Annotated in this window: 17 protein-coding genes; 13 read left to right on the top strand and 4 right to left on the bottom strand. The window is 68.9% G+C overall.

Annotated elements, in window-relative coordinates; genetic code table 11:
• Positions 1 to 51 precede the first annotated feature (51 nt).
• The 5 genes from TR33_RS08100 to TR33_RS08080 all read left to right on the top strand — a co-directional run bounded on the left by TR33_RS08100 (position 52) and on the right by TR33_RS08080 (position 8,271).
• Complete coding sequence (locus TR33_RS08100) at positions 52 to 1,062, top strand: ABC transporter permease (protein WP_014911460.1); 1,011 nt, start codon at positions 52 to 54, stop codon at positions 1,060 to 1,062.
• Positions 1,055 to 1,981 (top strand): ABC transporter permease, encoded by a 927-nt coding sequence (locus TR33_RS08095; protein ID WP_014911617.1) that lies wholly within the window; start codon positions 1,055 to 1,057, stop codon positions 1,979 to 1,981. Before TR33_RS08100 ends, TR33_RS08095 begins: the two co-directional genes overlap by 8 nt.
• Positions 1,978 to 4,203 carry an ABC transporter ATP-binding protein gene (locus TR33_RS08090; RefSeq protein ID WP_017534451.1) on the top strand — a complete coding sequence of 742 codons (2,226 nt, stop codon included), beginning with the start codon at positions 1,978 to 1,980 and terminating at the stop codon, positions 4,201 to 4,203. The genes TR33_RS08095 and TR33_RS08090 overlap by 4 nt, the downstream gene beginning before the upstream one ends.
• A 234-nt stretch (positions 4,204 to 4,437) precedes the next feature.
• On the top strand, positions 4,438 to 6,045 hold the full coding sequence (gene dacB, locus TR33_RS08085; RefSeq protein WP_042282461.1) for a D-alanyl-D-alanine carboxypeptidase/D-alanyl-D-alanine endopeptidase: 1,608 nt from the start codon (positions 4,438 to 4,440) through the stop codon (positions 6,043 to 6,045).
• Between the two features lie 183 nt (positions 6,046 to 6,228).
• Positions 6,229 to 8,271: an ABC1 kinase family protein gene (locus TR33_RS08080; protein WP_108914129.1), complete on the top strand. Its 2,043-nt coding sequence runs from the start codon at positions 6,229 to 6,231 to the stop codon at positions 8,269 to 8,271.
• Here TR33_RS08080 and TR33_RS08075 read toward each other — a convergent pair.
• Together TR33_RS08075 and TR33_RS08070 are read right to left on the bottom strand one after the other, a co-directional pair.
• The gene (locus TR33_RS08075; RefSeq protein WP_014912109.1) at positions 8,251 to 8,874 is read right to left on the bottom strand and encodes a TetR/AcrR family transcriptional regulator; all 624 of its coding nucleotides are present in this window, start codon (positions 8,872 to 8,874) and stop codon (positions 8,251 to 8,253) included. The two genes, TR33_RS08080 and TR33_RS08075, sit on opposite strands and share 21 nt — an antisense overlap.
• A gap of 31 nt (positions 8,875 to 8,905) precedes the next feature.
• Positions 8,906 to 9,229 (bottom strand): DMT family transporter, encoded by a 324-nt coding sequence (locus TR33_RS08070; RefSeq protein ID WP_017534454.1) that lies wholly within the window; start codon positions 9,227 to 9,229, stop codon positions 8,906 to 8,908.
• A 328-nt stretch (positions 9,230 to 9,557) separates the two neighbouring features.
• Between TR33_RS08070 and TR33_RS08065 the strand changes: the two genes are divergently transcribed.
• Entirely contained in the window at positions 9,558 to 10,844 is a 1,287-nt protein-coding gene (locus tag TR33_RS08065; RefSeq protein ID WP_014911396.1) for a L,D-transpeptidase, read from the top strand.
• Positions 10,845 to 11,017: 173 nt separating this feature from the next.
• Positions 11,018 to 11,839 carry a hypothetical protein gene (locus TR33_RS08060; protein ID WP_042282458.1) on the top strand — a complete coding sequence of 274 codons (822 nt, stop codon included), beginning with the start codon at positions 11,018 to 11,020 and terminating at the stop codon, positions 11,837 to 11,839.
• A gap of 91 nt (positions 11,840 to 11,930) precedes the next feature.
• On the opposite strand, the gene TR33_RS08055 is transcribed toward TR33_RS08060, so the two are convergent.
• Positions 11,931 to 12,173 carry a hypothetical protein gene (locus TR33_RS08055; protein WP_014913016.1) on the bottom strand — a complete coding sequence of 81 codons (243 nt, stop codon included), beginning with the start codon at positions 12,171 to 12,173 and terminating at the stop codon, positions 11,931 to 11,933.
• Between the two features lie 609 nt (positions 12,174 to 12,782).
• On the opposite strand from TR33_RS08055, the gene TR33_RS08050 reads away from it, so the two are divergent.
• From TR33_RS08050 to TR33_RS08035, 4 genes are all read left to right on the top strand, one after another.
• Positions 12,783 to 13,289 (top strand): MarR family winged helix-turn-helix transcriptional regulator, encoded by a 507-nt coding sequence (locus TR33_RS08050; protein WP_042282457.1) that lies wholly within the window; start codon positions 12,783 to 12,785, stop codon positions 13,287 to 13,289.
• Between the two features lie 189 nt (positions 13,290 to 13,478).
• Entirely contained in the window at positions 13,479 to 13,913 is a 435-nt protein-coding gene (locus TR33_RS08045; protein WP_042282456.1) for a DoxX family protein, read from the top strand.
• 181 nt (positions 13,914 to 14,094) lie between these two features.
• A complete protein-coding gene (locus tag TR33_RS08040; protein WP_042282455.1) occupies positions 14,095 to 14,763 on the top strand; it encodes a response regulator transcription factor in 669 nt (222 codons plus the stop codon).
• Position 14,764: 1 nt separating this feature from the next.
• Positions 14,765 to 16,168 (top strand): sensor histidine kinase, encoded by a 1,404-nt coding sequence (locus tag TR33_RS08035; RefSeq protein WP_042282452.1) that lies wholly within the window; start codon positions 14,765 to 14,767, stop codon positions 16,166 to 16,168.
• A 10-nt stretch (positions 16,169 to 16,178) separates the two neighbouring features.
• Here TR33_RS08035 and TR33_RS08030 read toward each other — a convergent pair whose 3' ends face one another.
• Positions 16,179 to 17,129: a TAXI family TRAP transporter solute-binding subunit gene (locus TR33_RS08030; RefSeq protein WP_042282451.1), complete on the bottom strand. Its 951-nt coding sequence runs from the start codon at positions 17,127 to 17,129 to the stop codon at positions 16,179 to 16,181.
• A 254-nt stretch (positions 17,130 to 17,383) separates the two neighbouring features.
• On the opposite strand from TR33_RS08030, the gene TR33_RS08025 reads away from it, so the two are divergent.
• The gene (locus TR33_RS08025; protein ID WP_042282449.1) at positions 17,384 to 18,946 is read left to right on the top strand and encodes an SLC13 family permease; all 1,563 of its coding nucleotides are present in this window, start codon (positions 17,384 to 17,386) and stop codon (positions 18,944 to 18,946) included.
• Positions 18,947 to 19,039: 93 nt separating this feature from the next.
• Positions 19,040 to 20,605: an SLC13 family permease gene (locus tag TR33_RS08020; RefSeq protein ID WP_042282447.1), complete on the top strand. Its 1,566-nt coding sequence runs from the start codon at positions 19,040 to 19,042 to the stop codon at positions 20,603 to 20,605.
• Positions 20,606 to 20,659 lie beyond the last annotated feature (54 nt).

Genomic DNA, 20,659 nt, shown 5'->3' with positions numbered 1-20,659 from the left:
CACCCTCCCGGGGCCGGGCCGGTCCTCGTCCACCCCTGAAGGATCACTCCCATGCTCGTTTACACGATGCGGCGCGTCCTGGGCGCTCTTCCCGTCCTGGTCCTCGCATCCATCCTCACCTTCGTGATGATCGACGTCTCCGGTGACCCGCTCGCCGACATCCGGATGGCCCAGCCACCGCCCACAGAGGAAGTACTGCAACAGGCGGAGGAGCGGCTCTACCTCGACCGCTCCATGCCGGAGCGGTACTGGCTGTGGGTGACCGGAATCGGTGGAAACGGCGACATCGGCCTGCTCCAGGGGGAGTTCGGCCCCTCCACCCAGGGCCCCCACTACGACATCGGCGCCGCCATCGCGGAACGCCTGTGGACCACCCTGCGCCTGGTGGGCGCGGCCATGGTCTTCGCGCTCGGCCTCGCGATCATCACCGGTGTGATCAGCGCGCTGCGCCAGTACTCGAAACTCGACTACACCCTCACCTTCGTCGGCTTCCTCGCCCTGGCCCTGCCGACCTTCTGGTTCGCGGGCATCATGCAGGCGGCCGGCGTCAAGTTCAACCAGCTGGTGGGCGACCAGATCTTCGCCACCATCGGTGACGGGCGGTTCAGAGCCGAGGGCGCGCCGCTGTGGGACCAGTTCCTGAACGCCTTCGCGCACATGGCGCTGCCCACCATCGTGCTCATGCTGATCAGCTTCGCCTCGTGGAGTCGCTACCAGCGCACCTCGATGCTGGAGGTGATGAACAGCGACTACGTGCGTCTGGCCCGGGCCAAGGGGCTGCGCAACCACACGGTCATCCGGCGTCACGCGCTGCGCACGGCGCTCATCCCGCTGACCACCGTGGTGGCCATCGGTGTCGCGGGCGTCATCGACGGCGCCATCCTCACCGAGGTGGTCTTCCAGTGGCGCGGTCTGGGTGACTTCTTCATCACCGCGGTGGACAACAACGACTCCTTCGCGCTGATGGGGTGGTTGCTGCTCAGCGGCACCATCGTCATCCTGGCCAACCTGGTGGCCGACCTGTTGTACGCCGTGCTGGACCCGAGGATTCGCTATGAGTGAGAACGGCATGTCGAAGAGCGCGCGCCGTGACCCGGCGAAGAAGCGGAAGAAGAGCAGCGCCGACCAGACCCAGCTCCAGACCATCCTGATCCGGTTCAGCCGACACCGGCCCGCGATGATCAGCCTGGTGCTCCTGGGGATCATCGCCCTGTTCGCGTTCCTCGGGCCCTTCCTCTGGACCTGGGACCACACGGTCTACAAGGAGATCCCGAGTAACCAGCCGCCCTCCGGGACCCACCCGTTGGGCACCTCGGCCGCCGGACACGACGTCCTCGGCCAGCTGATGCGTGGTGCCCAGCAGACGTTGAAGGTCGCCTTCACCGTCTCGCTGCTGTCCACGGCCTTCGGCTCCGTGTGGGGCGCCACCGCCGGATACTACGGCGGCCGGGTGGACGCGTTCATGATGCGCGTCGTGGACATCTTCCTGATCGTCCCGCTGCTCGTGGCCGCCGCGGCGATCGCGGGCAACAGCGGGGCCGGGACCTCCTGGTCCGCGATCGCGCTGATCATCTCGATCTTCTCATGGGCCACCATCGCCCGAGTGGTGCGCGGCGTGGTCCTGTCGCTGAGGGAACAGGAGTTCGTGGAGGCGGCCCGCGCGTCGGGGGCCTCGGCGCCGTGGATCATCCTCCGCCACCTGCTGCCCAACGCGGCCGGACCGATCATCGTCGCGGCCACCCTTCTGGTGGCGGTGGCCATCCTCGCGGAGGCGGGCATGTCCTTCCTCGGGCTGGGCATCCAGCTGCCGGACATCTCCCTCGGCCAGATGATCGGCAGCGCGCGCACGGCGGTGTCCACGCGTCCATGGCTGTTCTATCCGCCGGGCGTGCTGCTGGTGCTGATCTGTCTGACGATCAACTTCATCGGTGACGGCCTCCGGGACGCCCTCGACCCCCGACAGACCAGGGTGCGGCGATGACGACTGAGTACGAGAACAAGGGACACACCGCCGTGGCGGACACCGACGACGTGGTGCTGGAGGTCAGCGACCTCAGCGTCACCTTCCCCTCCGACGACGGCCCGCTGCCCGCGGTCCGACAGGTCTCCTACAAGGTGCGCCGGGGCGAGGCCCTGGGCATCGTGGGGGAGTCGGGGTCGGGCAAGTCCGTGACATCCATGGCGATCATGGGTCTGCTGCCCAGGAACGCCAAGGTGGAGGGGTCCGCCCGGCTCTTGGGCCGAGAGATCATCGGGCTCGACGACAAGCGGATCAGCGAGGTCCGGGGGCAGAGGATCGCGATGATCTTCCAGGACCCGCTGACCTCGCTCAACCCCGTCTACACGGTCGGATACCAGATCGCCGAGGCGGTGCACGCACACCGCAAGGTGAGTAGGAAGGAGGCTCTGGCACGAGCGCTGGAGCTTCTGGAGATCGTGGGCATCCCCTCGCCGGAGCAGCGGCTCAAGCAGTACCCGCACGAGCTGTCCGGCGGTATGCGCCAGCGCGTGGTGATCGCGATCGCGATGGCCAACGACCCGGACGTGATCATCGCGGACGAACCCACGACGGCGCTCGACGTGACCGTCCAGGCACAGGTCCTGGACGCCCTCCAGCGGGCCCGTCGGGAGACCGGGGCCGCCCTGGTGCTCATCACCCACGACCTCGGCGTGGTGGCCGGCCAGGTCGACCGGGTGGGCGTGATGTACGCGGGTCGCATCATGGAGATGGGGTCGGTGGAGGAGGTCTTCTACCGGCCGCGCATGCCCTACGCCCTGGGCCTGCTCGGCTCGCTGCCGCGTCTGGACGGAGATCGGGGCGACCGGCTCACCCCCATCCTCGGCGCCCCGCCCTCGCTGCGGGATCTGCCCTCGGGGTGCGGGTTCGCCCCGCGCTGCCCGATGGCGAGGGACCGGTGCCACGAGGAGGAGCCGCGGTTGCTCCTCGTCGAGGAGGGGGAGGAGAGGCGTCCCGCCGGAGAAGGGGAGGTCGATCTCCACTCGGCGGCCTGCCACTTCAGCGAGGAACTGATCGAGGTCGACGCCACCGACCTGTTCAAGGTCACCTCGGTGGACACCGAGGGGGCCGAGTCCGTGGCCGAGGTGGAACGGGCCGAGGCCCTGGTCTCGGAGGCCCGTGACGGTTACCTCGACGAGGACGGGGCGGCGGAGACCGCCGACACCTCCGCCGAACCCGAGATCCTGCTCCGCGCGGACCACCTGGTCAAGCACTTCCCGATCCGTTCCAAGGGGTTGTTGCGACGCAAGGTCGGAGCGGTGCAGGCCGTCTCGGGCGTCTCCCTGGATCTGCGCGAGCGGGAGACCCTCGCGCTGGTCGGCGAGTCGGGGTGCGGCAAGTCCACGACGGCCCGGCTGCTCCTCAACCTCATCCGGCTCACCTCGGGTGAGGTGAGCTACCGGGGGAGGCCCATCCAGGGGTTGTCCGATCGGCGGATGCGTCCGCTGCGCAAGGACCTCCAATTGGTCTTCCAGGACCCGTTCGCCTCGCTGGACCCGCGTATGACGGTCACGGACATCATCGCCGAGCCGATGCGCATCCACGGGAGCGGGCGTCAGGACGCCGGGAGGCGGGTCAAGGAGCTGCTCGAGCTGGTGGGGCTCAACCCCGAGCACGGCTCCCGCTATCCGCACGAGTTCTCCGGCGGTCAGCGGCAGCGCATCGGCGTGGCCCGCGCCCTGTCGCTCAACCCGAAGGTCCTGGTCCTGGACGAGCCGGTCTCGGCCTTGGACGTGTCCATTCAGGCGGGTGTGATCAACCTGCTGGAGGACCTTCAGGACGAACTGGGGCTGTCCTACCTGTTCGTCTCGCACGACCTGTCGGTGGTCAAGCACATCGCCGACCGGGTCGCCGTGATGTATCTCGGCGGGATCGTGGAGACGGCCACGACGGAGCAGCTGTTCAGCGCTCCGGCGCACCCGTACACCCAGGCGCTGATCTCGGCGATCCCGCTGCCCGACCCGGTCAAGGAGCGGACCCGGGAGCGGATCATCGTCACCGGTGACATCCCCAGCCCCGCCGATCCCCCCTCGGGCTGTCGCTTCCGGACGCGCTGTCCGAAGTTCGCCGGAGAGTTGTCCGAGGCGGAGCGCACCAAGTGCGTGGAGGAGCCTCCGGAGCTGCGGGATCGGGGGACCGGGCACCAGGACGCCTGCCACTACTCCCAGGCGGTGGAGTTGATCTGACCCGCCTCGCCACCGGTTCGTCCGGTGGCGAACCGTCCATGAGAACGGGCCGGTGCCCGGAGAGATCCTTCTCCGGGCACCGGCCCGTTGAGCTTTACGTTCCACAGAAATAACAACAAATAGTACATGTTGCGACACGCTGGGTAATGGGAATGCTCTGGTATGAGGGGTCCGGTTCGGCTAGTTTCGACCCGGCTCCTGTTCTTTGATCGGTTTCCTGTGAAGGAGAACCCCGTGGCACCGGCCAACCCCCATCGGCGGGCCAGACGACGCGACGTCGGATGGCTGACCGCCTCACTGGTGACCGTCCCTTTGATCCCCCTCTCCGTGATCGCCTCCGCCGCCCCGGCGATGGCGACGGAGCACGCCACGAACGAGCTCGTGGACGAACTGCGCTCCGACATCGACGCGATCCTGGAGGACCCCGCACTGGAGGGGGCGACCTCCGGCGTCGTCGTCACCGACGCGGACAGCGGCGAGGTGCTGTACTCGCGTGACACCGACGCCTCCCTGCTGCCCGCCTCCAACATGAAGCTCTTCGCCACCGCCGCGGCCCTGGACGTGCTCGGCCCCGACCACACCTTCGAGACCGAGGTCGTGGCGGAGGAACAGGGCCCGAACGTCCCCGAGCTGTACCTGGTCGGCGGCGGCGACCCGACGCTGAGCGCCGACGACCTCGACTCCATGGCCGCCGAGGTCGCGGCCTCCGGGGTCACCTCCGTGGGCGACCTGTACGCGGACGACACCTGGTTCGACGACGAGCGGCTCGTGGACGACTGGTGGCCCGAGGACGAGCCGTACGCGTACTCGGCCCAGATCTCCGCGCTCACCGTGGCCCACGGCGACCGCTACGACACCGGGGTGACCGAGGTGACCGTCACCGCCGGAGGTGAGGGAGAGCCCGTCGAGGTGGCCCCCGGCGCCGCCGAAGGGTACGTGGAGGTCGACAACCGGGCGGTCACGGGACCGGCCGGCGGTGGGAACACCCTCTCGATCGACCGCCCGGTGGGCACCAACACCATCACGGTGACCGGGACCCTGCCGGCCGACGCCGCCCCCTCGGTGGCGCTGCGCACCGTGGACGAACCGGCGGGCATGGCCGGCCACGTGTTCGCCCGCGCGCTGGAGGAGAACGGCGTCACGGTCGAAGGGGAGATCGCCCAAGGCGAGGTCCCCGCCGAGTGGGACGACCCCGGCGTGGTCGCCGAGCACACCTCCATGCCGCTGGAAGAGGTGCTCGTCCCCCTGATGAAGTTCAGCAACAACGGCCACACGGAGATGCTGATCAAGAGCATCGGTCGCCACACCGCCGACGAGGGCACGTGGGCGGCCGGGCTGGCCGGGATGGACGAGGCGCTGCGCGGGATCGGCGTCGACACCTCCGGCCTCGTGCTCAACGACGGTTCGGGGCTGTCCAGGACCGACCGCGTCACCGCGGGGACCGTGGTCGACCTGCTCGACCGCGTCCAGGACGCTCCGTGGTACGAGGTCTGGCACCACTCCCTGCCGGTGGCCGGGGACGAGGACCCGTTCGTGGGCGGGACCCTGGCCTCGCGGATGCGCGGCACGCCGGCCGAAGGGGTCGCCCAGGGCAAGACCGGCACCATGAGCGGGGTGAGCGCCCTGTCCGGCTACGTCCAAGGGCCGGACGGCGGCGAGCTGTACTTCAGCGTGGTCAACAACGGTCACGCCGGGTCGGCGCCCCTCCACGTCCAGGACGCGATCGTCGTGCGCCTGGCCGAGTACCTGGGCCATGACGGGGCACGGGCGGCCACCCTCCGGCAGGACGTCCCCGCGACGGTCGGCGGAGACCTGGAATGCTCCTGGGAAGCCGCCTGTTAACGGACGAACATCGAGGTGAGGGCCCGTCGGTCGAACCGGCGGGCCCTTCGTGTGCCACTTGTCCACAGGCTGAGAACGCGGGGTACCGTCCCGCCGGAGAAGCCGGCACTGTTGGGACCCCGACGCGACCCCTCCCGTCGTCCCGCCTCCCCCTTCTCGATCCTCGTCAGTAGGAAAGGCGTCATGGAACCACTGACCGTCGCCTCGGTCTTCGGCATGATCATCGAACAGGTCGTCTCCCTGGCCGTGCTGGTCCTCGTCCTGTTCGGGCTGGGCAAGATCGCCAGCAGGCTCATGAACGTGCCGTTCAACCTGCCCCGGCTGGCGTTGGGAGCGCTGTTCGGGGCCCCGGTCGGGGCCGTTGGGGCGATCCTGGCCTACTACGGGTCCCTGGACGTGCTCACCGGCGACCACCCGATGGACATGGAACAGCCGGGCTCTCTGGCGCTCATGCTCTTCGGCATGGCCGTCGGTTCGATGCTGGCCTTCGTCGCCCTGGAACTGCTGCTGCCGCGGGGGACCCGGGTCCGGCCGGTCGCCATGGTCCGGGAGGCCACCGACCTGTTCGGTCGCCTGGGCCGCTACCGGAGGATCGTGTGGATCCTGGTCCGGCACGGCCTCGGCGGCTACGTCATCGGCCGCAGGGAAGGGATGGAGGACACCTCGGCCCAGCGCAGGTCGGCCCGCTCCCTGGCCCGGTCCATGGAGGAGGCCGGGGTGGTGTTCGTCAAGCTCGGGCAGGTGCTGGCCACCCGCAGAGAGCTGCTGCCCGCCGTGTTCATCGAGGAGCTGGGGCGGCTGCACAGCGAGGCCGCCCGGGTCCCCTACGAGCGGATCCGCGACTGCGTGGAACTGGAACTGGGCCGGGACATCGACGAGGTGTTCGCCGAGTTCGACCCCGAACCCCTCGCCGCGGCCTCCATCGCCCAGGCCCACGCCGCACGATTGCGCACGGGAGAGGAGGTGGTGGTCAAGGTCCAGCGGCCGGGGATCGGCCCGGTGGTCCGACGCGACCTCGACATCATCCGCAGACTCGCCAAACGCGTCGACGAGCACACCGACTGGGGACCGGCGATCGGGGTGCGCGACCTCGCCGAGGGGTTCGGTGAGGCGCTTCTGGAGGAACTCGACTTCGAGGTGGAGGCCGCCAACATCGCCGCGGTCGCCGAAGCGGCGGCCGACTCCCCGGTGCGGATCCCCCAGGTGTACGAGGCCTACACCAGCCGACGGGTCCTGGTGATGGAACGGCTGCACGGACGCCAGATCGACGGGGTCGAACTGCCGGAGGAACAGGGCGAGGAGGTGGCCCGGGCGCTCCTGGACTGCCTCTTGGAGCAGATCCTCGCCAGCGGGATCTTCCACGCCGACCCGCACCCGGGCAACATCCTGCTGCTCGACGACGGCGGGGTGGGGCTGCTCGACCACGGCTCGGTCGGGCGGCTGGACGCCCAGACCCGCGAGGCGCTCCAGATGATGCTCCTGGCCATCGACCGGGGCGACGCCGTACTGCTCACCGACACCCTTCTGGACGTGGTGGACGACCCGGGGGAGATCGACGCCGAGCGGTTGCGCCGGTCGCTCGGGCAGTTCATGGCGCGGTACCTGCACAGCGGGACCACGACCAGCATGCGCATGTTCACCGAGCTGCTGCTGTTGGTCGCCCGGTTCGGTCTGGTCCTGCCGTCCGAACTGGCGGGGGTGTTCCGCGCCCTGGCCACCCTGGAGGGGACCCTGGTGTTCCTGGCGCCGGGCTTCGACACCGTCTCCGAGGCCAAACGGTACGCCGGAGCGCACATGTCGGAGCGGTTGGGCACCGACAACCTGAGAGAGGCCGCCGTCGGCGAACTGCTGGCGCTGATGCCGACGCTGCGCCGACTGCCGCGCCGCTTGGACCGGATCACCGATCAACTGCACAAGGGCCGGTTCACCGTGCAGGCGAGGATGTTCGCCCATCCGGAGGACCGGAGACTGCTGCGCTCGGTGGTGCGGCGGGCGGTCATGACCGTGTTGGCCGTGGTCACCGGGTTCATGTCGGTGGGGCTGTTCAACGTGACGGAGCGTCCGGGGGTGCGTTGGGAGGAGCTGGCCACGCACACTCAGGCGCTCAACCTGCTGGCCTGGGTCCTGTTGGCGACCACGGCGATGTTCGTGCTGCGTCTGCTGGTGGACATGGTCCAGGACGGCGCGGAGGGGGCCCGGCGCCGATCAGACCGGCGCGGAGGGTGAGGCCGGGGTCGTCCCGGCGTCGCGTTCCCGGTCGATCAGGCGACGCAGCGCCCGGTACACCTCATCGGCGGAGGGCGGGGGCTCCATGACACAGCAACGGAGGAGATAACCGTCGGAGGCCGCGATCACCCCGGCACGGGCGGCCGGATCGGGCAGGTAGAGCGCGAAGAAGGCGTCGACGGCGTCGTACCAGCAGTCGACCTGCTCGCCGAGGGCGGGCCGTCTGGCGGCGAGGAGGAAGAGCTCCATCTCGGCGAGCGCGTGGGCCCGGTCGGGGCCGACGCCCTCGGCGATGAGCGTCGCGAAGCCGCGCAGGGCCTCGTCGGGGTCCTCGGGCAGACCCTCCACCACCGCCACGTAGGCGTTGTTGACCCGGGTGAGGGCGTCGACGAGGAGGTCGTCGATGGTCGCGTAGTAGTAGGTGACGGTGCTCGGCGGCACCCCGGCCTCGGCGGCCACCCGACGCTGGCTGACCGCCGTGACGCCCTCGTTCGTGATGACGTCCATGGTGGCGTTCACCAGGAGCCGACGTCGCTGTTCTCCCTTGCGCAGCCGGCCGTCGCTGATGTTCTCCGGATCATCGGAGGTATATGCGGTGTTCACGGCATCCCATCCTGCCGGAAGGTCGTGGGTCTCAGTGCTGTCCTCCCAACTCCAGGGCCATGACCCCGGCGAGGACGAGGGCGATGCCGCCGATCTGGACCCAGGTGAGCGATTCACCGAAGGCGACGGTTCCGATGATGGCGACGAGGGCGATGCCGATCGCGGCCCACGTCCCGTACGCGACCCCGAGCGGCATACCTCTATCGAGGGCCTGGGCCAGGGCGTAGAAGGCGCCGATGTATCCGAGGGCCACGATGATCGACGGCACCAGACGGGTGAACCCCTCGGAGAGCTTCAGCGAGGTGGTGGCGAGCACCTCAAGGACGATCGCCCCTGCCAGCCACATCCACGGCATATCCGTGCTCCTTCTCGTTCGGTTGCCTCAGAGAAACCTGGTCAAGTGAACAACTTTTCGCCCCCAGAAACCTGAGCGAACGAACAAGATTCTATGCGGGGCATCATGGAAGGGCAAGAAGAGCGGCTTTCGGGTGGCCGGAACCTCACCCCCCGACGGACCGGCCATGTACCCCCTGGCTGTATTCTCGGCGGTTCCGGGCAAGGTGGGCGGACACCATCCGATAACCGCACCAGACCGATACGCGAGTTTCCAGAACCTTTTCCGAACTCGTGCATCTAAGCAGGGCGTGGGCCGGGTTCGAGTTCTCAGCTATGGAGGTTCAGACGTGACGGGCATGACCCAGTCGGCGATGACGCGCCGGTTCGGTATCGGACTTGTAGCGCTCGCGCTCGCCGCGACCGCCTGTACGTCCAATGACGCTGAGACGCAGGGGACCACCGACAGCACGGCCGATCCGGTCGAGCTGAGCATCACCCCCGGCGAAGGCGGCGAGGAGATCGCGCCCAACACCCCCGTTCGGGTCAACGCCGAGAACGGCACCATCACCGACGTCAAGATCGACCAGGTCGTGCCGGACGAGGAGGGTGAGGACTCCGAGGACGCCGATCTGTACGAGATGACCGGCACCCTCAACGAGGACGGCACCGAGTGGGTCAGTGACTGGAACCTGCGGCCCGGCGCCGAGATCGTGGTCACCGCCACCGGCGAGAACGAGGCCGGCGAGGAGGACGAGTTCGCCGCCGAGTTCACCACCCTGGCCGCGACCCCCGGCCAGAGCCTCGAACTGGTCTCCAACTTCCCGAGCTCCGGTGACACCGTCGGCGTCGGGATGCCCATCGTCATCAACTTCGACCTGCCGGTCGCCAACAAGGCCCAGGTCGAGAACTCCATGAACGTGGTCGCCGAGCAGGAGATCTCCGGCGCCTGGAACTGGGTCACCGACCAGATGGCGGTCTTCCGCCCCGAGGAGTACTGGGACCCCTACCAGCAGGTCTCCGTCGACCTGAACCTGGCGGGCGTCGAGGCCTCCGACGGCGTCTACGGCGTGCGCAACTACCAGATCAACTTCGAGATCGGCCGTGAGCTCATCGCGACCATGCACGTGCCCGACCACGAGATGGTCGTCGAGATCGACGGTGAGCACGAGCGCACCATCGAGGTGAGCAACGGCGCGGCCAACCGTCGATTCGACACCACCACGACCGGCACGCACGTCCTCATGGAGCGCTATGAGCAGCTGACCATGGACTCCAGCACCGTGGGCATCCCCTCCGACGCCCCGGGCTCCTATCTGGTGGACGTGCAGTACGCGGTCCGTACCTCCAACAGCGGTGAGTTCGTCCACGAGGCCTCCTACAACGGCAACATCGGTTCGGCCAACACCTCCAACGGGTGCACCAACCTGCGCATGGACGACGCCCGCTGGTTCTTCGACAACACCCTGATGGGCGACATCCTCGACACCACCGGCACCGACCGCGAGTTCGAGTGGGACAACGGCTGGGGTTACTGGCAGAAGTCCTGGGACGAGTGGATGGAGGGCAGCGTGACCGAGACGCCGCAGACCACCACCTACGGCACCCCGGGCTCCGTCCACGGTGAGGACCTGTAACGACCGGATCCCCGGCCCACGGGCCCGGATCGGAACGACGTGAGGGGCGTCGCGGTGCCACGGCATCGCGGCGCCCCTTCGCGTGTGCGGGCCCGGCGACCCGGTTCGTGGCCTCCGCGACGAGTTGACCGAAAACGGCCCTTCCCACACGGACTCCGGGGCAGGATAGGGGAGTGGACACCACCGCGATCACCCGGCTCACCGGTGCCTGGTACGAGGCCCTGGGCGAGTTGGACGTCACCCCCGCACGCGGCGCGCGACTGCACCGAGGGCTCTCCGGACACACGCTCAGCGGGCCCGTGGTCACCGCGGAGGGGGAGCCGGCCTGGTTGCGAGTGGTCACCGCCCCGGAACCGGACTTCGAACGCTGGATGAGCGCCTGGGTCCTGGACGATCTGATCGGCGACGAGATCCCGCATCCGAGGCTGTTGGTCGACTACACGTCGGTCGCGGGAAGCCCCTTCCACGCCCTGCTCACCGAACGTCTCGGCGGCCGTCCCGTCTCACCGACCCGGACCCTGGAACGGCCGGTCGAACTCGGGGCCCGGTGGTGGCGGGGGTTGCGCGGTTGTCTGGACCGGCTGAGCCGGGTTCCCAGTCCCTCCGGTCATCGCAGCGTCACCCGGGAGGAGATCCTCGCGATCCCCGAGGCGCTGCCGGAGGCGCGCGGGGTCGATCTGACGGTCCAGGTCTGGGAGAGCGCCCACGGAGGGCTGCACTGGGCCAACGTGACCGATCCGCTGGGTCTGGTCGATTGGAACGACTGGGGCGTGGCCCCTCGGGGGCTGGACGCCGCCACCCTGCACGTCTACGCGCTCACCCAGCCTCGGACGGCGGCCCGGGTCCGCACGGTCTTCCGCGACCTTCTCGAAGGCGATCAGGGGAGGATCGCGCACCTGATCGCCTGCGCGCGGGTCGTCCGTGCCGAGCGCGACGACGCGACCCACGCCCGACTGGCCCCTCGCGCCCGCTCCCTCGCCCGCGCCCTGCTCTGAGCGGAGCACCTCTCAACGGGCGTTCGCGCTTTCCGAGACGACGCCCGGAGTGTTCACCGCCTCCGCGGGGGACCGACCGCGGGTGGTGGGTTCACCAGGCGCGGACTCCGCCGACGGGGGCGGGCAGGTACTCGGGGAGCCAGGTCTGGCTCCCGTCGTTCTCGGTGAAGCGGCGCTGGATCGCGTCGATGTCGATGATCGGGTTGCTGAACACCTCGCGCCAGTCTCCCGCGACGGGTTCCTCCAGGTAGAGGCTGCGCGCGTCCGTGCGCATACGTGCCGCCTGGAGGGTGTGGGAGGTGCCGTCGTTGAGTCGGATGCGGTAATAGGCCATGGGAGCCTCCTCGTGGTCCTGGAGGACACGAGGGTGCGGCTCCGTGCCGCGAGTGAGGACGCGGCCGTGGCGTCGGAGCTCCGTGTCTCTCCGCGTGCCGGAACTCTATGGCGGCGAGGCGCGCTGTAAGGGGTGAACGGCGCGGATCGGCGGTGAAATCAGAGAGAACACTGGATCGGTAACGGACGAAACGGTCTTACGGGGCTCGTTTCAGCCGACCGGGTGTCCCGGTCGGAGCCTCCCACCTGGCATGGTGCCGGGATCTTCGGGTGTGTCGGAGGGTTCCGGAACGCCCGGGATAGGGGACATTACGTCGTAGTAGCGTTGCGGAGACCCCCGGTGAGCGTGGGGCGGCGGGGTGGGAGCCGCGGCGTGGTCGAGGGCGGGAGGAGCGTCCTCGTGTGCGCGGAGAGGGCGAGGATCGTCCGCGCCGAGGTGGGCCGGTGACGACCGAGTGGGCGGTCGACCGGGTTCGTGTCTCGGTTCGTGGTGGGTTCGAGTCCTGCCACGGGTGTGCCTTCTGGGTGGTCGCCCGGGCTTGAGGAGTCGGCGATCGGAAGCGCGAAAACAATTGAACGCTCAAGTATTCTGTGGGAGGGCGTGGGTCCGATGATCGAGACACGGTGGCTCGACGGTGACGAGCAGCGGACCTGGCGGACCTTCCTCATGGCCGTCCATCTACTGGACGGTGCTCTGGATCGGCAGCTCAGACATGACGCCGGGATGCCGCACGCCTATTACCAGATCCTGGCGATGCTCTCCGAGGCCCCGGAGCGGGAGCTGACGATGACCCGGCTGGCGCGCCTGCTGCGCTCCTCGCCGAGCCGTCTGTCCCACGCCGCGGCGCGTTTGGAGACGGACGGGATGATCCGTCGCTTCAAGCGTCCGGGAGACCGGCGTACGACGATCGTCGAGATCACGGACTCCGGCATGAAGGCCTTGGAGGAGGCGGCCTTCGGTCACGTGCGGGAGGTGCGGCGGCTGGTCTTCGACACGCTCACCCATGAGCAGGTGGACCAGCTCCGTGAGATCTCGGAGTCGATGCTGGGCGCGCTCGACCCTCAGGGGGAGGAGCCCCGGTACCCGGACCCGGAAGATCCTCGGGCCACCGACTGAACCCGATTCCGTCGACCGTTCCGACCTGGGCGTTCGTGTGGCGTTCTCAACTTATCCGCACGCACTCTAGGTGTTCGGGCGGATGCGTATTAGCATCTGACTTCCCGGCAAAAGGTTGTGAGCTCAAGTGTTGCTGTTCGACACCGGCCACGATGCCGGGGCCATCCCGCTACAGAACAGGAACCCATCATGAACGAACCGACACTCAGGAACAGGATCGGTGACCTGACCGCCCTGCTGGCCAGGGTCTGCGTCGGAGCCGTCTTCATCGCCCACGGAATGGCCAAGACCACGGACTTCGCGGGGACCACCGCGGGCTTCGACGCCATGGGCGTTCCCTTCCCCGGCTTCTCGGCCGCGCTGGCCGTGGCCATCGAGGTGGGCGCGGGTGCCGCGCTCATGATCGGTCTCCTCCTCCCCTTCGCGGGTGTGCTCCTCGCCGCCATGATGGGCAACGCCTACTACTTCGCCCACGTCGGCGACCCCCTGCTCGGCGGCTATGAGCTGCTCCTGGTGCTGGGCGTCGTCTCCCTGGCGTTGGGCTTCTCCGGGGGTCGCTACGCCCTCGACACCGTTCTGCCCTGGAACCGCAGGCGTACGCGGGAGACGGTGCCCGTCTCCTGACCTTCTCGTCGAACGGCGGCCGTCCACGGACCGGGTGGGCGGCCGCCCTCGTTTCCATCGGAACACACGCCCGGCGGTCCCCCGAGAGAGCGGTCCGGGCGAGGGCGGTTCGGGCGGGGACTCGGGACGACGGGGGTGTGGGCGGGGCGGGGGCTCTGAACTGTGCCTACTATGTCTAGCCATGCGCATTCTCGTGGTGGAGGACGACGATCGTGTGGCCCGTGGTCTGGTGACCGCGCTGCGGTCGGCCTCCTTCGAAGTCCAGCGGGTGGCGACCGCGGAGCGGGCTCTCTCGGCGCCCGCCGCCGACGTGGTCCTGTTGGATCTCGGGTTGCCCGACGCCGACGGGATCGACCTGCTGCGCCGGCTGCGGGAGCGTCCGCAGACGGCGATCATCGCCGTGACCGCTCGGAGCGAGGAACGGGACCGGGTGCGCGGATTGCGCGCCGGAGCCGACGACTACGTGGTCAAACCCTTCGGGGTGGCCGAGCTGTTGGCGCGGATCGAGGCGGTGCTGCGCAGGACCAGGAACGCGCGTGCCGAACCCGAGCCGAAGGATCCGCCGCTCGGCGTGGGCGACCTCGTCGTCGACGTCGCCTCGCGTGAGGCCCGGGTGGGGGATCGCGTCCTGCAGCTGACCCGTAAGGAGTTCGACCTGCTCCGGCTCCTGGTCTCGCGTTCCCCCGGGGTGGTGGCCCGGGACCAGATCCTCGACCAGGTGTGGGGTGCGGCCTGGGAGGCCTCCTCCCGGACCCTGGACACCCACATCGCCTCCCTGCGCGGCAAGGTCGGCGACGCCGTGCGCATCCGTACGGTGCGCGGGGTCGGCTACATGCTCGACGGGGTCTGACGTGCTCCGGCGTCTGTTGGCGATCCTGCTGCCGGTGGCGTTCGTGATGGTCGGCGCGGTGCTGGCCCCCCTGGGGGCGGTCATCGCCCAGCAGCAGACCCAGGAGGTCTACGTCGATCGGCTCGCGGACGCGGGCCGGTTCGCGGCGTTGGCCCGGACCGCGCTGGAGAGCGAACGGCGCAACGCCCTGGTCCAGGAGATGTCCCGGTACGAGGAGCTGTACGGGATCCCCGCCGTGGTTGTGGCGCCCGACGGCACCGTCGTGACGGGGTCGGGCGACCGGGCACGAATGGAGACGGTGCTGGAGATCGCCACCGCGACCGGTGGGGTCACCGCGGCCCTGGCCGGTGAGCGTCCCGAGCCGCCGACCACCGTGTGGCCGTGGAACACCGATCCGCTGATCATCACCGAGCCGATCGGCCGGGACAGCGAGGTGGCCGGGGCGGTGGTGCTGGTGGCCCCCACCGATCGGCTGGGCGCGCGGATCCTCACCTCCTGGGGGTGGATGGCTCTGATCAGTCTGGTGCCGTTGACGTTGCTGGTCTCGGCGTCGATGCCGCTGTCGCGGTGGGTGCTCCAGCCGATCCGGCGGCTGGACGAGGCGACCACGGCGGTCGCCTCGGGCGATCTCGACGTGCGGGTGGACGCCGAGCGAGGGCCTCCGGAGCTGCGTCGGCTCACGGAGTCCTTCAACACGATGGTGGACGTGGTGCGGCGAGCCCTCGATCGGCAGCGCTCGTTCGTCTCGGAGGCCTCCCACCAGCTGCGCAACCCGCTGGCGAGCCTGCGTCTGGCCGTGGAGAACCTGGGCCCCTACCTCAAGGGGGCGGAGGCGCGAGAGGCGCACGAGGTGGCGATCGACGAGACCACGATGATGCACCGGATGCTGAACTCGCTGCTGGCCGCCACCCGGCTGGAGAGCGTCACCGGGACCGAGGCGGTCGAGGTCACCGGGGTGGTGGAGACCCGGGAGGCCCGATGGCGGGCGCTGGGGGAGGCCCGGGGGATCGAGGTGACCACGGACCTGCCGGACCTGGTGTGGGCGCTGGCCCCGGCGGGCGGGCTGGGCAGCATCCTGGACGAGTTGTTCAGCAACGCCCTGCGGCTGTCCGGCGGGACCCGCATCGAGGTCCGCGCCGAGGACGGTGAGGAGGTGCGGATCGGTGTGCTCGACAACGGGACGGGGCTGACGGAGGAGGAGAGGGAGGCCGCCCTGGACCGTTTCTGGCGTTCGTCCCGGCACCAGAACACCGAGGGGACGGGCCTCGGCCTGGCGATCGTCGCCGATCTGGTCCGTGAGGCGGGCGGTCGTCTCACCCTCGGGGACGGTCTGGCCGACGAGGGCAGACGCGGCTTCGGGGTGGTCATCACCCTGCCCCCGGCCGATCCGCCCTCGCTCTCGTGATCGGGCGCGTTCAGGCCGGCTTGTTCTCCCGGTACCACTGTTCGGCGCCCGGGTGCAGCGGCACGATGCCGGTGGAGATACCGGTGCGGACGTTGATCTGGGCGGCCTCGGGGCGCTGTTCGGCGAGGCGGCCCGCCCCCGTGTACATCGCGGCGGTGATCCGTCGAACGAGTTCGTCGGGCAGTTCCTCGCGGCAGAGCAACAGGTTGGGGATGGACATGGTGGGGCAGGCGGGGATCCCGGTGTAGGTGGTGGCCGGGATGGTCGCGGGGAAGTAGGCCTCGGGGTAGGTGCTGGCCATGCTGTGGGCGGCGTCGGACAGGTCGACCAACCGCAGGGGCCGTTCCTCGGCCAGGTCGGCGATGGCGGGTGTGGGCAGCCCGGTCAGGGAGAACATCGCGTCGATCTCCCCCGAGGCCAGGGCGGCGGCGGAGTCGGCCTGGTCGAGTCGGAGCTCCTCGGGGCGCACGTCGAGGACGTCGAGGATCTGGCCGGCGGTGAACTCGGTTCCGGAGTTGACCGTCCCCATGGACACGCGCGCCCCCTCGATGTCCCCGAGCGAGCGTATGGGCGAGTCGGCGGTGACGACCAGGTGCACGAAGCTGTCGTAGAGCCGTCCGACGGCGCTGACCCGTGATCCCTCGACGGCGATGTCGGTGTCCAGGATCGAGTCGAGGTTGGCCAGACCGAGGTCGGCGTCCCCGCGGTCCAAGAGGATCAGGTTGTCGTGGGAGGCGCCGGTCTCCACGGTGACCACCTCTTGGTCGGGCAGGCGCTCGTCGAGAAGACTCGCGAGCACCCCGCCGATCTCTCGGTAGACGGCCCCCGGCGGGCCGGTGGCGATCACGAGTCGGTCCACCCCGGGGGCGGGGTCGCGCGCGCAACCGCTCAGGGAGCCGACGACGAAGGCTCCGGCCGCGCCCAGGAGGGCGGCCCGTCTACTCGGTCCGGTCGATCGCATACTCGCAGCTTAGACAGCCGGACGAGTGGATGTTGTGGCCCATGCCTCACCCTGCGTCCCCTCCTCTACACCGACGGTCGCCCTATGTCAGAGGAATCCCAACTCTCCCCCAGTGGCGTTGCGCACATTGCCGTGGGATGAACACCATGTGGTCGATCAATGGAAGTCACCCGGAGGAAACCACGCGGCAACCCGCTTGCCCCATGACGGCTCCGGCTAAGGGCGCGACCCCCGGCCCACCAGGAGGAAGATCCATGGCCACCCAGCAGGGTGCCGATGCTCCGGCAGCATCGTCGAACACACAGGAGGAGCAGTCCTCCACGGGCATGAACAGGACCCGCCTGGTCGGACTCGTTCTCGGCCCGCTGCTCGGTCTCGCGATCTACTTCGCGATGCCGGACATCCTGCTGCCGATCGGCGATGACGGCGGGGACCCGGTCCTGTCGGCGAACGGCAGCGTCGTCGCGGCGATCACCGCGTGGATCGCGATCTGGTGGGCCACCGAGGCGATCCCGATCCCGGTGACCTCGCTGATGCCGCTGGTGCTGTTCCCGCTCATGGTGGAGGGCGCGGCCATCGGCGACGTGGCCTCCTCCTACGGATCGGACACGATCTTCCTGTTCATGGGCGGCTTCATGCTGGCCCTGGCCATGCAGAAGTGGAACCTCCACAAGCGCATCGCCCTGACGATCGTCTCCAAGGTCGGCTCGAACACGGTCGGTCTCATCGGTGGCTTCATGATCGCCACCGGGTTCATCACCATGTGGGTGTCCAACACCGCCACCGCCGTGATGATGCTGCCGGTCGGCCTCTCCGTCATCGCGCTGATCGCCCAGTTCCGGGGCGGCCGTACGGACGCGAACTTCGCGACCGCGCTCATGCTGGGTATCGCCTACTCCTCGTCGATCGGCTCGGTCGCGACCCTGATCGGTACCCCGCCCAACGTCCTGATGGTCGGTTACCTGGCCGACAACCACGACATCAGCATCGGCTTCGGCCAGTGGATGATGGCCGGTGTGCCGCTGGCCGCCGTCTTCATGCTCATCGCGTGGTTCGTGCTGACCCGTCTCTTCCCGCCGTCGGTGAAGAAGGTCGAGGGCGCGCAGACGCTCATCCGCGAAGAGCTGGACAAGATGGGCGCCATGTCCCGTGGCGAGAAGCTGGTCCTGGGCGTCTTCGCCTTCGCCGCCCTGTCCTGGATCTTCGTCCCGATGATCGCCGACATCGAGGCCGTCGCCTCGGTCGCCCCGTGGCTGGGCGGTGTCAGCGACGCCGGCATCGCCATGACCGTCGCGGTCCTGCTGTTCCTCATTCCGGTGGACCGTAAGACCCAGCTCATGGACTGGGACACCGCGGTCAAGCTGCCCTGGGGCATCCTGCTGCTCTTCGGCGGCGGTCTGGCGATCTCCGCCCAGTTCACCCAGTCCGGGCTGAGCGCCTGGGTCGGCGGCCAGGTCGCCTTCCTGTCCGGGGTGCCCACCTGGGTCCTGATCCTCGCCGTCACCGCGCTGGTCCTCTTCCTCACGGAGCTCACCAGCAACACGGCCACCGCCGCGACCTTCCTGCCGATCATGGGCGGCGTCGCGATGGGCATGGACATGGACGTCCTCGCCCTGGTGGTGCCGGTCGCGCTCGCCGCCACGATGGCCTTCATGCTCCCGGTGGCGACGCCGCCCAACGCGATCGCCTTCGGCTCGGGCTACGTCAAGATCGGCGAGATGATCAAGGGCGGCCTGTGGCTGAACCTGGTCGCGCTCTTCCTGGTCCTCGGCACGATGTACGGCCTGATGACCTGGGCTCTGGGGATCTCCCTGTAGCCGACACGAGCCAGGGCCGCCCGGAAGAGAGAGACGGGCGGCCCTTTTCGACCCACACCGATCGAGATCAGACGACGATCAGGAGGACCCGCCATGGCGACGAACACCGAAACGAGGGAAGCGGGCACAGAGCCCGAGAAGGAGAAGGGCACGCCCGGGGAACGGACCAATCGTTCACGGGTGATCGGTTTCGTCGCTGGACCGCTCATCGGTCTGCTGATCTACCTGGTCATGCCGGAGATGCCGCTGCCGCTCGGTGACGGCGAGACCGAGACGGTCATGTCCGTCAACGGGTCGATCGTCGCGGCGGTCACCGCGTGGATCGCGATCTGGTGGGCCACCGAGCCCATCCCGATCCCGGCGACCTCCCTGTTGCCGCTGGTGCTCTTCCCGCTGCTCATCGACGGTGTGGCGGTCCCGGACGTCTCCGCGTCCTACGGTTCCGACGTCATCTTCCTGTTCATGGGCGGCTTCATGCTGGCCCTGGCGATGCAGAAGTGGGACCTGCACCGTCGTATCGCGCTGCTGATCGTCTCCAAGGTCGGTTCGAACACGGTCGGTCTCATCGGTGGCTTCATGGCCGCCACCTTCGTCATCGGTATGTGGGTGTCCAACACCGCCGTCGCCGTGATGATGCTGCCGGTCGGCCTCTCCGTCATCGGTCTGGTCACCCAGCTGCGCGACGGCAGGACCGACGCGAACTTCGCGACCGCCCTGATGCTGGCGATCGCCTACTCCGCGTCCATCGGCTCGGTCTCCACCCTGATCAGTACCCCGCCCAACGTCCTGATGGTGGGCTACCTGGCCGAGAACCACGACATCCACATCGGCTTCGGCGAGTGGATGCTCGCGGGCGTGCCGCTGGCGATCATCTTCCTGGTCATCGCCTGGGTCCTGTTGGCCAAGCTCATCTACCCGCCCAAGGTCAAGCGCATCGAGGGCGCCCAGGAGCTCATCGCCGAGGAGCTCTCGAAGATGGGCCCGATGAAGCGCGCCGAGAAGCTCGTGCTGCTGGTCTTCGGCTTCGCCGCCTTCTCCTGGATCGCGGCCCCGATGCTGGCCAAGAACGACGCCTTCGCCTCGGTCTTCCCGTGGATCGGCAGTGTCTCCGACGCCATGGTCGCCATGATCGTCGCGGCCCTGTTGTTCATCATCCCGGTGGACCGGAAGAACCGTCTGCTCGACTGGGACTCCGCGCTGAAGCTGCCCTGGGGCATCCTGCTGCTGTTCGGCGGCGGTATCGCGATCTCCGGCCAGTTCACCTCCAGCGGTCTGAGCACCTGGATCGGTACCCGCGTCGCCGTCCTCGAAGGCGTTCCGATGTGGGTGCTCATCCTGGCCGTCACCGTTCTGGTGCTCTGCCTGACCGAGCTCACCAGCAACACGGCCACCGCCGCCACCTTCCTGCCGATCATGGGCGGTGTCGCGGTCGGTATGGACGTCGACGTCCTGGCCCTGGTCATCCCGGCGGTCCTGGCCGCCTCGATGTCCTTCATGCTCCCGGTCGCCACTCCGCCGAACGCCATCGCCTTCGGCTCGGGCTACGTCAAGATCACCGAGATGCTCCGCGCGGGTCTGTGGTTCAACCTGACCGCGCTGATCATGATCATGTTCGCGATGTACGGCCTGATGAGCTGGGCGCTGGGGGTCTCCCTCTAGCCTCCACGAGCCAGGGCCGCCCGGAAGAGAGAGACGGGCGGCCCGCCCCGGGCG

Source organism: Nocardiopsis alba (genome assembly GCF_000710955.1).
In the GTDB taxonomy this organism is placed as follows: Bacteria; Actinomycetota; Actinomycetes; order Streptosporangiales; family Streptosporangiaceae; genus Nocardiopsis; species Nocardiopsis alba.
Note: the sequence above shows the minus strand (reverse complement) of the source record. Positions and strands in the feature narration are given on the sequence as shown.